The organism is Nocardia noduli (genome assembly GCF_019038455.1).
Classification (GTDB): domain Bacteria; phylum Actinomycetota; class Actinomycetes; order Mycobacteriales; family Mycobacteriaceae; genus Nocardia; species Nocardia noduli.
This window is the reverse complement of record NZ_JAFMPL010000055.1, coordinates 35487-49089: the sequence shown is the minus strand read 5'-3', so window position 1 is coordinate 49089 and position 13603 is coordinate 35487. Positions and strand designations below refer to the sequence as shown.

At 68.3% G+C, this 13603-nt stretch carries 8 protein-coding genes; 4 read left to right on the top strand and 4 right to left on the bottom strand.

What is annotated here, in order from left to right:
* Positions 1-649 precede the first annotated feature (649 nt).
* Positions 650-1939, bottom strand: a complete 1290-nt coding sequence (locus JZ792_RS25115; protein ID WP_308165447.1) for a glycosyltransferase 87 family protein — start codon at positions 1937-1939, stop codon at positions 650-652.
* Positions 1940-2106: 167 nt separating this feature from the next.
* Here JZ792_RS25115 and purL point away from each other — a divergent pair, with 167 nt between their 5' ends.
* Positions 2107-4401 carry a phosphoribosylformylglycinamidine synthase subunit PurL gene (gene purL / locus JZ792_RS25110; protein WP_216914022.1) on the top strand — a complete coding sequence of 765 codons (2295 nt, stop codon included), beginning with the start codon at positions 2107-2109 and terminating at the stop codon, positions 4399-4401.
* A gap of 68 nt (positions 4402-4469) precedes the next feature.
* Here purL and JZ792_RS25105 read toward each other — a convergent pair whose 3' ends face one another.
* The gene (locus tag JZ792_RS25105) at positions 4470-4757 is read right to left on the bottom strand and encodes a YiaA/YiaB family inner membrane protein (protein ID WP_109525219.1); all 288 of its coding nucleotides are present in this window, start codon (positions 4755-4757) and stop codon (positions 4470-4472) included.
* Positions 4758-4931: 174 nt separating this feature from the next.
* On the opposite strand from JZ792_RS25105, the gene JZ792_RS25100 reads away from it, so the two are divergent.
* The 3 genes from JZ792_RS25100 (at position 4932) to JZ792_RS25090 (ending at position 8327) form a co-directional block, all read left to right on the top strand.
* Positions 4932-6710, top strand: a complete 1779-nt coding sequence (locus JZ792_RS25100) for an alpha/beta hydrolase (protein ID WP_438804380.1) — start codon at positions 4932-4934, stop codon at positions 6708-6710.
* A gap of 26 nt (positions 6711-6736) precedes the next feature.
* Positions 6737-7417 carry a CPBP family intramembrane glutamic endopeptidase gene (locus JZ792_RS25095; protein WP_254190308.1) on the top strand — a complete coding sequence of 227 codons (681 nt, stop codon included), beginning with the start codon at positions 6737-6739 and terminating at the stop codon, positions 7415-7417.
* A gap of 583 nt (positions 7418-8000) precedes the next feature.
* A complete protein-coding gene (locus JZ792_RS25090; protein WP_216914018.1) occupies positions 8001-8327 on the top strand; it encodes a sterol carrier family protein in 327 nt (108 codons plus the stop codon).
* Positions 8328-8460: 133 nt separating this feature from the next.
* Here the strand turns inward: JZ792_RS25090 and JZ792_RS25085 are convergent, their stop codons facing one another.
* Together JZ792_RS25085 and JZ792_RS25080 are read right to left on the bottom strand one after the other, a co-directional pair.
* Entirely contained in the window at positions 8461-12240 is a 3780-nt protein-coding gene (locus JZ792_RS25085) for an ABC transporter ATP-binding protein (RefSeq protein WP_216914016.1), read from the bottom strand.
* The gene (locus JZ792_RS25080) at positions 12237-13592 is read right to left on the bottom strand and encodes an LLM class flavin-dependent oxidoreductase (RefSeq protein ID WP_216914014.1); all 1356 of its coding nucleotides are present in this window, start codon (positions 13590-13592) and stop codon (positions 12237-12239) included. The genes JZ792_RS25085 and JZ792_RS25080 overlap by 4 nt, the downstream gene beginning before the upstream one ends.
* Positions 13593-13603 lie beyond the last annotated feature (11 nt).

Here is a 13603-nt window from a genome sequence, read left to right as displayed (position 1 = left end):
CCCCCCTCGTACCCCGCCGCGGCGAAAACCCCCTGCGTGGCGAGCATGTGATTGTCACTGAGCATCAGGCAGTAATTACCCGGCTTGTGGTCGTACTCGAAGAACACCAGCGGAGCGAAGGTCTCACGATCAGTCACGCGCCGACTCTAGGACACGGGTACGACACCCATCTCCGCGCGACTCCAGAGCACAGGTAGGACATCCCATCTCGACCGATCCCGTTCCACGGTGCAACACCTACTTGGCCCGCCCCGGTCGCTGTGTGACTCCCTGCCCACTCGGCGTCGTGCGATATGACACCCTCGTCCCGCTCTCGGCACCGCGTGACATCGTTGCCTGTTCCGGGCGCGGCATGACCCCTCGGCCTGCTTCGGATACGGCATGACACCCTCGGCTCACTCCGGCCCGTGCGGTAGCCCAGCCCACTCTGGGCCGCACGGCGTGACGCCCGGCTCGGGGCCGCGTCGCATCCTCCAGCCACTCGTGACCGCGCGATACGACCCCCAACCCACGCCAAGCCAAGCGAGATGACACCCCCAACCCCCCACGGCGCGAGCCTTACGAGCGCCCGTTCGCGGCCCGTCTCGCGTCCGAGCGGTCGAAGCGCATGCGCCGAAGGCGCGAGTCTCGACCGCTCGGACGCGAGACATCAAGGGGCCGCGAACCCGCGGCCCCCGGGCCGCCGAAGACCCAGCGAACCCGCGGCCCCGGCCGCCAAAATCACCATCGTCGCGATCACGTAGCTGCTGCCGATGATCTGCTGCCACCATGCCCATTCGAGTTCCAGATCCTTCGAATGCGGCAGCAGCCATTGCGGGCCGATCAGGAACAGCACCGTCAACGCCGCGACCGTGCCGATGTACCACCGTTCGCGTCTGCCGCGCGCGATGCTGTCGGCGGCGAGGACCAGCGCGGGCGCGACCCAGACCCAGTGGTGTGACCAGGACACGGGCGAGACGAGAAGTATCGCCGCGGCGTTGACCAGTAGTGCGGCGACGGTCGCGTCGGCTCGGATCAGTCGGCGCATCCAGATGGCGGCGAGGGCGACGGCCACCAGCGAGAGTGCGATCCAGATCAGGGTGGCCAGCGAATCGGAGACCCCGAGCCGGAAGGCCATGCCTTTGATGGACTGGTTGCCCGCGAAATACGGCGGGCCGATGCGGCCGGTGTCGGCGAGTGTGTCGAACCAGTATTCGACCGAATCGTCGGGGAAGAGCAGGAAGCCGACTCCGACGGCGGCGATCGCGGAGACGACCAGTGTGCCCGCGGCTTTCCAGTCGCGGCGCAGCAGGAAGTAGAGGAGGTATCCGGCGGGGATCAGTTTCACCGAGACCGCGATACCGATCAGCATGCCGCGCGGCCAGAACGGTTTGCGTACCAGGCAGTCCAGCGAGATCGCCGCCATCAGCACCAGGTTGATCTGCCCGAAGCCGAAGGTCTGGCGCACCGGTTCGAGGAAATTGGCGAATCCGACGGCCGCGATGACGAGGGTGAGCGTGCTCGTGCGGTCCAGGCCGGGGCGGATCCGGGACAGCACCAGCCAGAGGGTGATGCTCAGGCTGAGGATGTTGGTGAGGACCACCAGTACCTCTGCCGCCTGTAGCGGTATGAGTGCCAGCGGCGCGAAGAACAGTGCGGCGAGCGGGGGATAGGTGAAGGGTAGGCCGATGCCCTCTACCGGTGGCATCGGGCCGTAGAGCTCGCCGCCGTCGAGCCAGACGCGCGCGCCGTTGCGGTAGACCTGTAGGTCGATGTAGCCGTTCCACCAGTGGATGAGCAGCGAGACGAGCACCGATATCGCGAAGAGTCCGATGGCGGCGATCAGCCAGCGGGTCTGGTGCGGGGACAGCGCTGACGGGTGTTCGGCCTCGGGGCCGTGACGTTTCTCCGTCGCTGTCGGCTGGTCGGCCGAATTCACCACCCCCGCGCGTTCCGTCACGTCGCACAGCGTAACGGGGTTGCCGATGGGCCGGTCGGTGGCACTCAGGTGCGGGTGGGGGGCGGGCTCCCTCTAGACTGAGGCCGAGGCATTCGCCGCATCCAGTGACAAGGCTCGTCGCTCCGGCTTGCCGACCCCCTGCCCGGCCGAAAGGACCCAGGTACTCCGTGACTCCGCAGGTCGACACCGTCAGCGCAGCCGCAGCAACCCCCGATACGCCCCAGCCGTACAAAGAGCTGGGTCTCAAGGACGACGAATACGCCCGCATCAAGGAAATCCTCGGTCGCAGGCCGACGGATGCCGAACTCGCCATGTATTCGGTGATGTGGAGCGAGCACTGCTCCTACAAGTCCTCGAAGGTGCATCTGCGCTACTTCGGCGAGACCACCACCGACGAGATGCGGGCTTCCATGCTCGCGGGCATCGGTGAGAACGCGGGTGTGGTCGACGTCGGTGACGGCTGGGCGGTCACCTTCAAGGTGGAGAGCCACAATCACCCGTCCTACGTCGAGCCCTACCAGGGTGCGGCGACCGGGGTCGGCGGCATCGTGCGCGACATCATGGCCATGGGCGCGCGGCCCGTCGCGGTGATGGATCAGCTGCGTTTCGGCGCGGCCGACGCGCCCGATACTCGGCGCGTGGTCGACGGTGTGGTGCGCGGTGTCGGCGGATACGGCAATTCGCTCGGCCTGCCGAATATCGGCGGCGAGACCGTCTTCGATGCCTCCTACCAGGGCAATCCGCTCGTGAACGCGCTGTGCGCCGGTGTGATGCGGGTCGAGGACCTGCACCTGGCGTTCGCCTCGGGAGCCGGTAACAAGATCATCCTGTTCGGCGCGCGGACCGGCCTCGACGGTATCGGCGGCGTCTCGGTACTGGCCTCGGACACCTTCTCCGGCGACGAATCCTCCGGCGGCCGCAAGAAGCTGCCGAGCGTGCAGGTCGGCGACCCGTTCACCGAGAAGGTGCTCATCGAGTGCTGTCTCGAGCTGTACGCGGCCGAACTGGTCGTCGGCATCCAAGACCTCGGCGGCGCCGGATTGTCGTGCGCCACTTCCGAACTCGCGGCGGCCGGTGACGGCGGCATGCATATCGACCTCACCAAGGTCCCGCTGCGCGCGGCCGATATGACCCCGGCCGAGATCCTGTCGAGTGAGTCGCAGGAGCGGATGTGCGCGGTCGTCACCCCCGCGAACGTGGACGCCTTCATGGCGGTCTGCAAGAAGTGGGATGTGCTTGCCACGGTGATCGGCGAGGTCACCGACGGTGAGCGTCTGATCGTCAGCTGGCACGGCGAGACCGTCGTGGATGTGCCGCCGCGCACCGTCGCCCACGAGGGCCCGGTCTACGAGCGCCCGGTGCGGCGTCCCGACGAGCAGGACGCGCTCATCGCGGACACCCCCGATCGGTTGACCCGACCCGCGACCGGTGACGAACTGCGCGAGACCCTGCTGCGGATGATCTCCAGCCCGCAGCTGTGCAGCCGCAAGTGGATCACCGAACAGTACGACCGCTACGTGCGCGGTAACACCGTGCTCGCCGAACACGCCGACGCCGGTGTCATCAGGATCGACGAGGAGACCGGCCGCGGTATCGCGCTGGCGACCGACGCGTCGGGCCGCTACACCAAACTCGATCCGTACACCGGCGCGCAGCTGGCGCTGGCCGAGGCGTTCCGCAATGTCGCGACCACCGGCGCCACCCCCAAGGCCGTCACCAACTGCCTCAACTTCGGCTCCCCCGAGGATCCGGGTGTGATGTGGCAGTTCCAGCAGGCCGTGCGCGGTCTCGCCGATGGTTGTGTGGCACTGGGTATTCCGGTCACCGGCGGCAACGTCAGCTTCTACAACCAGACCGGCAGGGACGCGATCCTGCCGACGCCGGTCGTCGGTGTGCTCGGCGTCATCGACGACGTGCACCGGCGCATCCCGACCGGACTCGGCCTCGAACCGGGTGAGACGCTCATCCTGCTCGGTGAGACCCACGACGAGTTCGGCGGATCCATCTGGTCGCAGGTCGTGCACGACCATCTCGGCGGCGTGCCGCCCAAGGTCGACTTCGCCCGCGAACAACTGCTGGCCGAAATCCTCCTCGCGGGTTCGCGCGACGGCATGATCAGCGCCGCGCACGACCTGTCCGAGGGCGGACTGGTCCAGACCGTGATCGAGGCCGCGCTGGCGGGCGAGACCGGTTGCCGTCTCATCCTTCCCGAGGGCGCCGATCCGTTCGTCACCCTGTTCTCCGAATCGACGGGCCGGGTGCTGGTCGCGGTCCCGCGCACCGAGGAGACCCGTTTCACCAAGATGTGCGATGCCCGCGGCCTGCCGTGGGCGCGGATCGGCGTCGTGGATCAGGGCTCGGATTCGGTCGAGGTGCAGGGGCAGTTCTCGGTTGCGCTGGCCGAGTTGCGCACCGCGTACGAGGGCACGCTGCCCGCGCTGTTCGGCGCGGGCGCACTCTAGACACCGAACCCGGACCGGCCCGCACCCCTCGTGCCGGGCCCGTCCGGGTTCGCGTCTGTTCGTGCCGGTCAGGGATTCTTGAACGGATCGTGTTCGGCCATCAGCTTTTCCATCCTGGCCTGATCGATGCGGCCGGTCAGCGAAGCGGATTCGTGCCGGTCGCGGACCACCTTGGCCAGGGTGAAGGTGCTGGTCACCAGGAACAGCACGGTCATTCCGAGGAAGCCGCGCTGCCAGGAGTCCAGCGGGAGATAGAAGATGCCGACGCCCGCCCCGAACAAGCTGACGCCGAACGCGATCGCAGCCTGCGCGATGTAGGCCGATGTGGTCGTCGGCTGTGCGCTTGGAGTGCTCATGCCTATCGAGTGTGACGATCCGGCGGTCCCCTCGACCGCGTGGAATTACTCGAGCCGGGTGGGTAATCCTCGGCGGTGCCCGAGCCCACGGGCCGGGTGTGATCTTGCCCCGACTACCGCGTGGCGGTCCGGGCGGGGCGACCGATGTCTGTGACCGCCCGCCATACTGTTCGAGTGCTCCGGACCGCCACCACACTCGCGAAGCTGCGTGCGCGCGGCGTCGTCGTGGTCCGGCGCGTCGAGGACATCGTCGATCTGAACTACGTCGGCCTCGTGGTCGCCACCCTGTTCTTCGCGCTGTCGGTGACGCCGTCGCTGGTACCGAGGGACTGGATGTTCCAGGGGCTGATCAGCGGTATCAACGCGGCCCTCGGTTACGGCCTCGGCTGTCTGCTCGAATGGCTCTACCGGGTGTGGATGCGGCCGTGGATCCGCCGGTGGATCGTGCCGAGGCTCCGGTTGTGGCTGCGGGTCGCGCACCTCGGCCCCGCGCCCACCTGGGTGGGGTACGCGGCGAAATCCGCGGTGCTGTTCGTCTGCGCGCTGAGCGCGGGACTGATGCTGGTGCAATCGGCGCGGTGGCAGCGTGAGATCACCGCGCTGATGGGGATGGCCGGCACCGATACCGCCGCCTACCTGCGCACCGGACTGTTGAGTCTCGCGGTCGGCGTCGCCGTCGTCGCGGTCTACCGGACGGTGCGCGAGACCGTGCTGTATCTGTCCCGCCAGCTCAATCGGTGGGTGAGGATTCCCGGTGAGTTGGCGCCGACCGTCGGCCTGCTGCTGCTCGTGGTTCTCGCGGTGACCCTGTTCAACGGCGTCGCCTCGCGGGCGTTCTTCGCGGTCGCCAATTCGGCGTTCAGCGTCCGCAACGACCACAACTCGCCCAATGCCGTGCAGCCGCAGCAGCCGGAACGTTCCGGCAGTCCCGAATCGCTGGCGAAATGGGAGACGCTCGGCTTCGAGGGCCGCTGGTTCGTCTCGCACGGCCCCAGCGCGTCCAGGATCGCGGCCGTGACCGGCAAGCCCGCGCGCGAGCCCATCCGCGCCTACGTCGGACTCGAGTCGGCGACCGAGGAACGTGACCAGGTCGCGCTCGCCGTCGACGAACTCGAACGCACGGGCGCGTTCGATCGGAAGGTGATCGTGGTGGTCACCACGACCGGCACCGGCTGGGTCAATTCGATGGCGGCGGGCGCGATCGAATACATGTACGGCGGCGATTCCGCCGTGGTCGCCTCGCAGTATTCCTACCTGCCCAGTGTGCTGTCGTTCCTCGCCGACCGGGGCAAGGCCGCCGCGGCGGGCCGCGATCTGTTCGACGCCGTCTATCAGCGGTGGTCGCAGCGGCCGGAAGGGCAGCGCCCGAAACTGTTCGTCTACGGCGAGAGTCTCGGATCCCAGGGTTCCGAGGCCGCCTTCGACGGCCTGGCCGATCTGCGGGCGAAGGTGGACGGCGCGCTGTGGGTCGGGCCGCCGAATTCGAATCGGCTGTGGGAGCAGTTCATCTCGCGCCGCGATCCCGGCTCGCCCGAGGTCGAACCGGTCTACGCCGACGGCCTCGTCGTCCGCTTCGCCGCCGACACCGACGACCTGTCCCGGCCCGACACCGAATGGCGCGCACCCCGCATCGCCTACCTGCAACACGCGTCGGACCCCATCGTCTGGTGGTCCTCCGACCTGATCTTCTCCCAACCGGACTGGCTGTCCGAACCGCGCGGCTCGGACGTCTCCACCCAGATGCGCTGGTGGCCGTTCGTCACGTTCTGGCAGGTCACCGCCGACCTCACCAACGCGCAGGGTGTCACCGACGGCCACGGGCACCGCTACGGAACCCTGGTCGTCGACGGCTGGGCGGCGGTCGCCCAACCTCCGGGCTGGACGCCGGAACTGGCGGAGAAGGTGAAGTTCCAATTGGACTCGGCGGAGGACTTCGAGCGGGAAACGAAGTGATCTCCGCGAAAGTAGTTGCCGCCGTAATGGTTCCGCTGGCATGGAACAATATCCTGCTGCCTCGGCTGCGGTGGGGGCTGCGTGGACGAACCGTCGCGCACGCCGCCTTCGCGACGGGGTATTCGCTGGCGCTCGGTGGTCGTCCGCGCTGGGTTTCGGCCCGGGGCGCGCGCTACGGTCTCGCCGCTTCGGCCGTGGTGAGTACCGGATACGTTGTCGCGCTGACGGTTCCGGCGGTGCGCGACCTGTTGGCGGTATTCGCGGACCGCAGTCGGACCGTCGGAGATCCCGTCGTCGCACTCGACGACGCGGTTCTCGCCGAGTCTTCCACCGGTGCCGCCGTCCAGGTAGACGCCGAGAGCGAGGTCGTCGACCCGATCGAACGAGTCACCGTCCACATCCCGATCGGCACCGTCTACAGCGAGGAACTGATCTTCCGCGCCACCTTGGACCCCCTGCTGGACAACACTTTCGGAGCCCGCATCGGTCCACTGGCCTCCGCCGCCGTCTTCGGCCTCTGGCACATCCACCCCGCGCGCGTCGCGGGCGACAACGTCCCCGCGACCATCGCACTCACCACCCTCGGCGGCCTGCTCTTCGGCCTGCTGTCCCGCCACGCGAACAGCGTCACCGCCCCCGCACTCCTGCATTTCGCCCTCAACGCGGGCGGCGTCATCGCGCCCCTGGTCGCGGAACGGCGCGAATAGCAGGCACCTGAACAGGTCCGGGCCGTGGCGAAGATCGCGCGCCTCCGCCTTCGGGGCGGTCTGGCCGGTCTTGTCGGCGGGAGTGCCGCCACCGTGAGGTGAAACAGACTGCTGGATACGGAATTTCGTGAGAATGAGGCAGTGGTGTCTACTGTCCTCGGAAACGAAGAACCCCCACGACCTAGCTGCCGTGGGGGGAACTCCATGTATTCACGAGGGACCTTGTCCTCGTATCTGACAGCCATTCTAGCGGGGGAGTCGATGTATGCCAAAACGCGCCACGACTGAACGCGATGACCAAGGACTCTCGGAGCACGGCGAGAAAGCACGCTGGTGAGGCCGACGGTAGTCGTGAAGCAGGCCACCCGCGGAAGGGTGCTGAGATCACCCACGATGACCTGCTCGCGCAGATCACGTTCGGGGTGTGGACCAAGCTTCTGCCTTCGCGGAACTTGAAGGACACCAACTATCGGGCACGTCGCGTTCTGTGGACGCAGGCGTTGCGCCACGCCTTTCCGCACCGCGTCCAGGACCCGCACGGGGTGATCGTCGCAGCTCGGGTGGCTCCGTTACTGTCGAATTCGTGGTGCGACGAGTGGATCCGGTCGAGTTGCGGGCCGCGGTGCGGGCCACGGCGCGGACGTTGGCGACGACCGCGCCGGGGCACACGGTGGAGGTGCGGGTGCCGCCGTTCGTGGCGGTGCAGTGCATCGAAGGGCCTCGGCACACCAGGGGGACGCCGCCGAATGTGGTGGAGACCGATGCCAGGACCTGGTTGTTGCTGGCCACGGGGTTGCTGGAATTCGATGACGCTTTGCGTGACGGTGTGGTGTCGTCGTCGGGTAGTCGGGCGGGTGAGGTCGCGCGGTGGCTGCCCGTGGTCGCTCCTACGACCGGGGGAGCACCGTAGCTCGTGTGCCCGATCGTGGATCGCACGGTCCACGATGCGGTAAGCCGCCGGAGGCGGTGGCGTGCGTCCACACCCCGCCCGCGACCGCCGTACCGTTACTCGGGCCGACCACCGCCGACCGGCCCCGAATCGTTCACCTCGCGTTCTGTGCCTCACGTTCGGCCGGGGCGGGTTCGGGTTCGTCTCCGACGTAGGCGGCCCACAGATCCCGGTAGGGGCCTTCCTCGGCGAGGAGGGCGGTGTGGGTGCCGACCTGGAGCAGTCCGCCCGCGCCGACCACGGCGACGAGGTCGGCGTTGGCTGCGGTGGCCAGTCGGTGGGCGACGACGATGGTGGTGCGGCCCGCCGTGAGCACGTCGACGGCGGCGCGGACCTTCGCCTCGGTTGCCAGATCGAGGGAGGCGGTCGCCTCGTCCAGGATCAGGATGTCGGGTTCGACGAGTTGGGCGCGGGCGAGTGCGAGCAGTTGGCGTTGACCGGCCGACAGGCTGCGTCCGTGTTCGCCGATCGGCTGGTAGTACCCGTGTTCGAGGGCCGCGATCATCTCGTGCGCGCCGACTGCCCGTGCGGCCCATTCGATATCGGCCGGTGTGGCGTCGGGTTTGCCGTAGGCGATGGCGGTGCGCACGGTGTCGCCGAACAGGAACGGTTCCTGCGGGACGACGCCGAGTCGCTTGCGGAAATCGCGTAATCGGTAGCGCCGCAGGTCGATTCCGTCCACCAGCACCGAGCCCGCAGTGGGATCGTAGAAACGCGCGATCAGTTTGACGAGGGTCGATTTGCCCGCGCCGGTCTCGCCGACGAGCGCGACCGTGTGCCCGGCCGGGATGTGCAGGTCGACGCCGGTGAGCACCTCGGCCGAACCCGGCTCGTAGGCGAAACCGACGCCGCGCAATTCGATCTCGCCCTCGAGTTCGGTGACGGTGAGCGCCGCCTCTTCGTCGGGCGTCGTCTCCACGGTGCGGAACAGTTCGCCGAGCCGGTCGACGCCGACCACGGCCTGCTGGTAGCTGTCGAAGACCTGCGACAGCTGCTGGATCGGCGCGAACAGCAGGTCGATGTAGAGCAGGAAGGCGATCAGGGTGCCCACGGTGATCACCTCGTCGCGGACCTGGTGCACGCCGACGGCGAGCACCGCGGCGGTGGCGCAGACCGACATCATTTCGATGAGCGGGAAGAACACCGCCATCAACACCTGACTGCGCAGCCGGGCGGTGCGGTAGGCCCAGGAACGGTCCTCGAATTCGGTCTGGTTGCGCGCCTCGCGCCGGTAGGCCTGGGTGACCTCGATGTTGTCGACGTTCTCCTGGAGGTAGGCGTTGACCGCGCTGACCCGTTCGCGCGCCAGGTTGTAGGCGGGGATGGAGGCGCGACGGAACAGCACCGTCGCCACCGCGAGCAGCGGCAGCAGCGCGAGCACCACGGGAGCGAGGCCCGCGTCGACGACAAGCAGCGCGACGACGACACCGCCGATGGTGAGACTGCTGGTGAGCGCCGTCGCCAGACCGGTTTGCAGGAAGGCGGACAGTCCGTCGACGTCGGTCGTCATCCTGGTCATGATCCGGCCGCCGAGTTCGCGCTCGTAATAGCGCAGGCCGAGTCGTTGCAGGTGGGCGAAGGTTTTGACGCGCAGTCCGAACAGCAGCCGTTCACCCGCGCGGCCCGCGACGCGCACCTGGGCGATGGTGAGCAGCCAGTCCACCGCCGTGACGAGCAGGGCCAGCGCGGCGGCCGTGATCAACACGTTCCTGGCCCCGACCAGGACACCGTGGTCGATGCCGTAGCGGACCAGGAACGGGATCAGGATCTGCGCCACCGCGTCCAGCGCGACGAGTCCTAGCCCGGCCAGCAGCGGCCAGCGGAACGGGCGAAGCAGTCTGGCCAGTGAGAACTGGGGATCGGGTGTGTGGGAGAAGGATTCGGGGACGTCGGGTTCGCCGCGCAGCGGTGGCAGTCGGTCGATCTGCGCCTGCACGTCGCCGCTCGGCGGCGCGGCGGCCATCATGCCGCTGCCCGCGCCCGCCCTGCCGATTCCGGCCGGTGCGCCCGCGGCGCGCTGGGCGAAGGCCGTGGCCGCCTGTTCGAGCGCGCGGGTGGCCGAATCGTCGTCGGACTGGGTGGGTTCCACCCACAGCACCGCGGTCGGCTGCCGGGTGTCGGTGCCGTGGTCGACGCCGATTCCGGTCACCTCGGGCGGGGTGAACAGCGCGTGGAAGAGTTCGCCGGAGCCGCGCAGCTGTTCGAGGGTGCCGGATTCGGCGATGCGTCCGCCGTCGAGTACCGCGACCCGGTCGGCCAGGGCCAGCGTCGAGATGCGGTGCGCGACGACGATCGTGGTCCGGCGGCGTACCTCGGCGGCGATCCTGGCGAAGATTTGTTCCTCGACCCTGGCGTCGATGGCCGAGGTGGCGTCGTCGAGGACGAGTACGGGCGCGTCGGTGAGCAGCGCGCGCGCCAGGGCGATGCGCTGACGTTGTCCGCCGGACAGCCGCTGGCCGCGTTCGCCGATCCTGGTGTCGAGACCCTCGGGCAGATTGCGGACGAATTCGTCGGCGGCGGCGAGATACAGGGCGTGCCAGACGCGCTCGTCGTCGGCGTCGGGATCACCGTAGGCGACATTGGCGCGCACGCTGTCGGCCATCAGATGGGTGTCCTCGAACACCATGGCGACCCGGGAGCGCACATCCGGCAGTTGCTCGATGTCGGCGCCGTCGAACAGGACGGTGCCCTCGTCCGGTGTGAACAGTCGCGGCACCAGGTGCACCAGGGTGGATTTTCCGCTGCCGGCCCCGCCCGCGAGCGCGACGGTGCTGCCGGATTCGATCGACAGGTCGAGCCCGTCCAGGACGGTCGTGGTGCCGAAAGCGAAGCGCACGCCACGGAATTCGATCGCGGGCGGCGTGGTGTTCGGCGCGGTCGCGGCCTGCGGCTCCAGTGGCGGCAACGGGGCCTCGATCACCTCGCGCACCCGATCCAGCGAGGCCCGGCCCTGCTGGCTCACGCTGAGCAGCATGGAGAACTGCCGAATCGGGCTGACGAAGGTGCCGAGGTAGGTCATGAAGGCGAGGAAGGTGCCGAGCGAGACCGACTGGTTCAGCGCGAGCAGTCCGCCCGCGACCAGGATCAGCGCCTGCCCGATCGCGGGCACGGTCTGCATGGCCGGGGTGAATCGGCTGGTGATCCGGGTGACGCGCATCCTGGATCGGTACAGGTCGCGCGCCGCGGCGGTGAGTCCGGCGAGTTCGTGCTGTTCCTGGCCGAATCCCTTCACCACGCGCACGCCCGCGACGGCCGCTTCGACGCGCATGGCGACTTCGGCGGCCTCGGCCTGGGTGTCCCAGTTGGCCGGGAACAGTTCGCGCTGACTGCGTCTGGTGATGATCCACAGCGCCGGGACGACGAGTAGCGCGATCACGGTGAGCGGCGGTGACATCACCGCCATCAGCACGAGCGCCGCGATGAGCAGCGCGACATTGCCGAAGACGATCGGAATCAGTTGCAGGAACATCTGGATCAGCGTCACGTCGGTGATGGCGCGACTGACCACCTGTCCGGTCCGCAGTTCGGCCTGCGCGCGTCCGTCCAGACGCAGCAACGCCGCGAACACGTCGCGGCGCAGGTCGTGCTGGACCCCGAGCGAGAGCTGCGAGGAGCTCACGCGGCGGAGGAACGATGCGCCGAAGCGCACCAGCCCGATACAGAGCAGCAGCAGCGACCACGGCAGAACCGAGGCCGCGGTGGTGGTCAGGGTGTCGACCACGTGGCGGACGATGAGCGGCAGCGACGCGGTGAGCAGCGCCGCGCCGAGCGCACCGGCCACCGCCGCCGCCACCAGGCGCGGATGCGCCAGGCAGCGGCGGGCGAGGTAGCGCAGCCAACCGGTGTCGGTCGACGTGTCGGTTGCGGTGCTCATCGGGCGGTCACGAGCGTGCCCGCCGCGTCGAACTGGTTGACCGGCCGTGCCAGGCCGTAGTGGCCGCGCAGGGTGGTCTCGGTGTATTCGGTGCGGAACAGGCCGCGCTCCTGCAGGATCGGCACCACCTGGTCGACGAAGCGCTCCAGGCCCGAGGGCAGGACCGCGGGCATGATGTTGAATCCGTCGGCCGCGCCGCGCGCGAACCAGTCCTCGATGGTGTCGGCGACCTGGACGGGGGTGCCCGCGAAGGTGCGGTGCCCGCGTCCGCCGCCCAGCCGCGCGATCAGCTGACGCACGGTCAGCCGTTCGCGCCTGGCCAGGTTCACGATCAGGGTGAAGCGGCTCTTGGCGCCTTCGATCTCGTCCTCGGAGGGCAGGTCGGCGGGCAGTTCGCTGTCCAGGTCGAGTGCCTCCAGCGGGAGGTCGAAGCGTTCGGCCAGCTGGCGGTGCGCGTATTCCGGTGAGATCAGCCGCGCCAGTTCAGCATCCAATGCGCGGGCCTCCTGCTCGGTATCACCTATGACAGGCACGATACCCGGCAGGATCTTGACGCTGTCTGGATCCCTGCCGACCGCGCGGGTGCGCTCCTTGAGGTCGGTGTAGAAGGCCAGGGCGTCCTCCAGCGTCTGCTGAGCGGTGAACACCGCCTCGGCGTAGCGGGCGGCGAAATCCTTGCCGTCCTCCGAGGAACCCGCCTGGACCAGCAGCGGATAGCCCTGCGGTGAGCGCGGCACGTTCAGCGGACCGTCGATCTTGAAGAATTCGCCGTGGTGATCGATCTTGCGGACCTTCTCCGCGTCGGCGTGAATCCCCAGTGCTTTGTCGCCGATGACCGCGTCGTCGGACCAGCTGTCCCACAATTTCGTGGAGACGTCGACGAATTCGGCGGCCTTCTCGTAGCGCAGCCGATGATCGGGGGTGTCGTCGAGTCCGAAATTGCGTGCCGCGTCCGCCCCGGCGGTGGTGACGATATTCCAGCCCGCGCGGCCCTTGCTCACCCAGTCCACCGACGCGAATCGGCGCGCGAGATTGTAGGGATCGTTGTAGCTGGTTGAGGCGGTGGCGATCAGCCCGATGCGGCTGGTCTGCACGGCGACCGCGGTCAGGATGACCGTCGGCTCCAATTTGCCGCCCGGCCTGCGACCCGGATCGCCCATCAGCACCGGGGAGTCGGCGAAGAAGATCGAATCGAGTTTGCCGCGTTCGGCGGTGCGCGCCAATTCGACGAAGTAGTCGATATCGACGTGGGCGTGCGGGTCGCTCTCCGGCAACCGCCAGGCCGCCTCGTGATGGCCCACCGACATCAGGAAGGCGTTGAGGTGGAGTTGTCTGCCGTTCTGGCGGGACATATTTCGGTTCC

Coding starts and splice junctions, on each gene's coding strand:
- JZ792_RS25085 (WP_216914016.1), bottom strand. CDS start 12,240: ATGAGCACCGCAACCGACACGTCGACCGACACCGGTTGGCTGCGCTAC.
- JZ792_RS25080 (WP_216914014.1), bottom strand. CDS start 13,592: ATGTCCCGCCAGAACGGCAGACAACTCCACCTCAACGCCTTCCTGATG.
- JZ792_RS25105 (WP_109525219.1), bottom strand. CDS start 4,757: ATGAGCACTCCAAGCGCACAGCCGACGACCACATCGGCCTACATCGCG.
- JZ792_RS25095 (WP_254190308.1), top strand. CDS start 6,737: ATGGTTCCGCTGGCATGGAACAATATCCTGCTGCCTCGGCTGCGGTGG.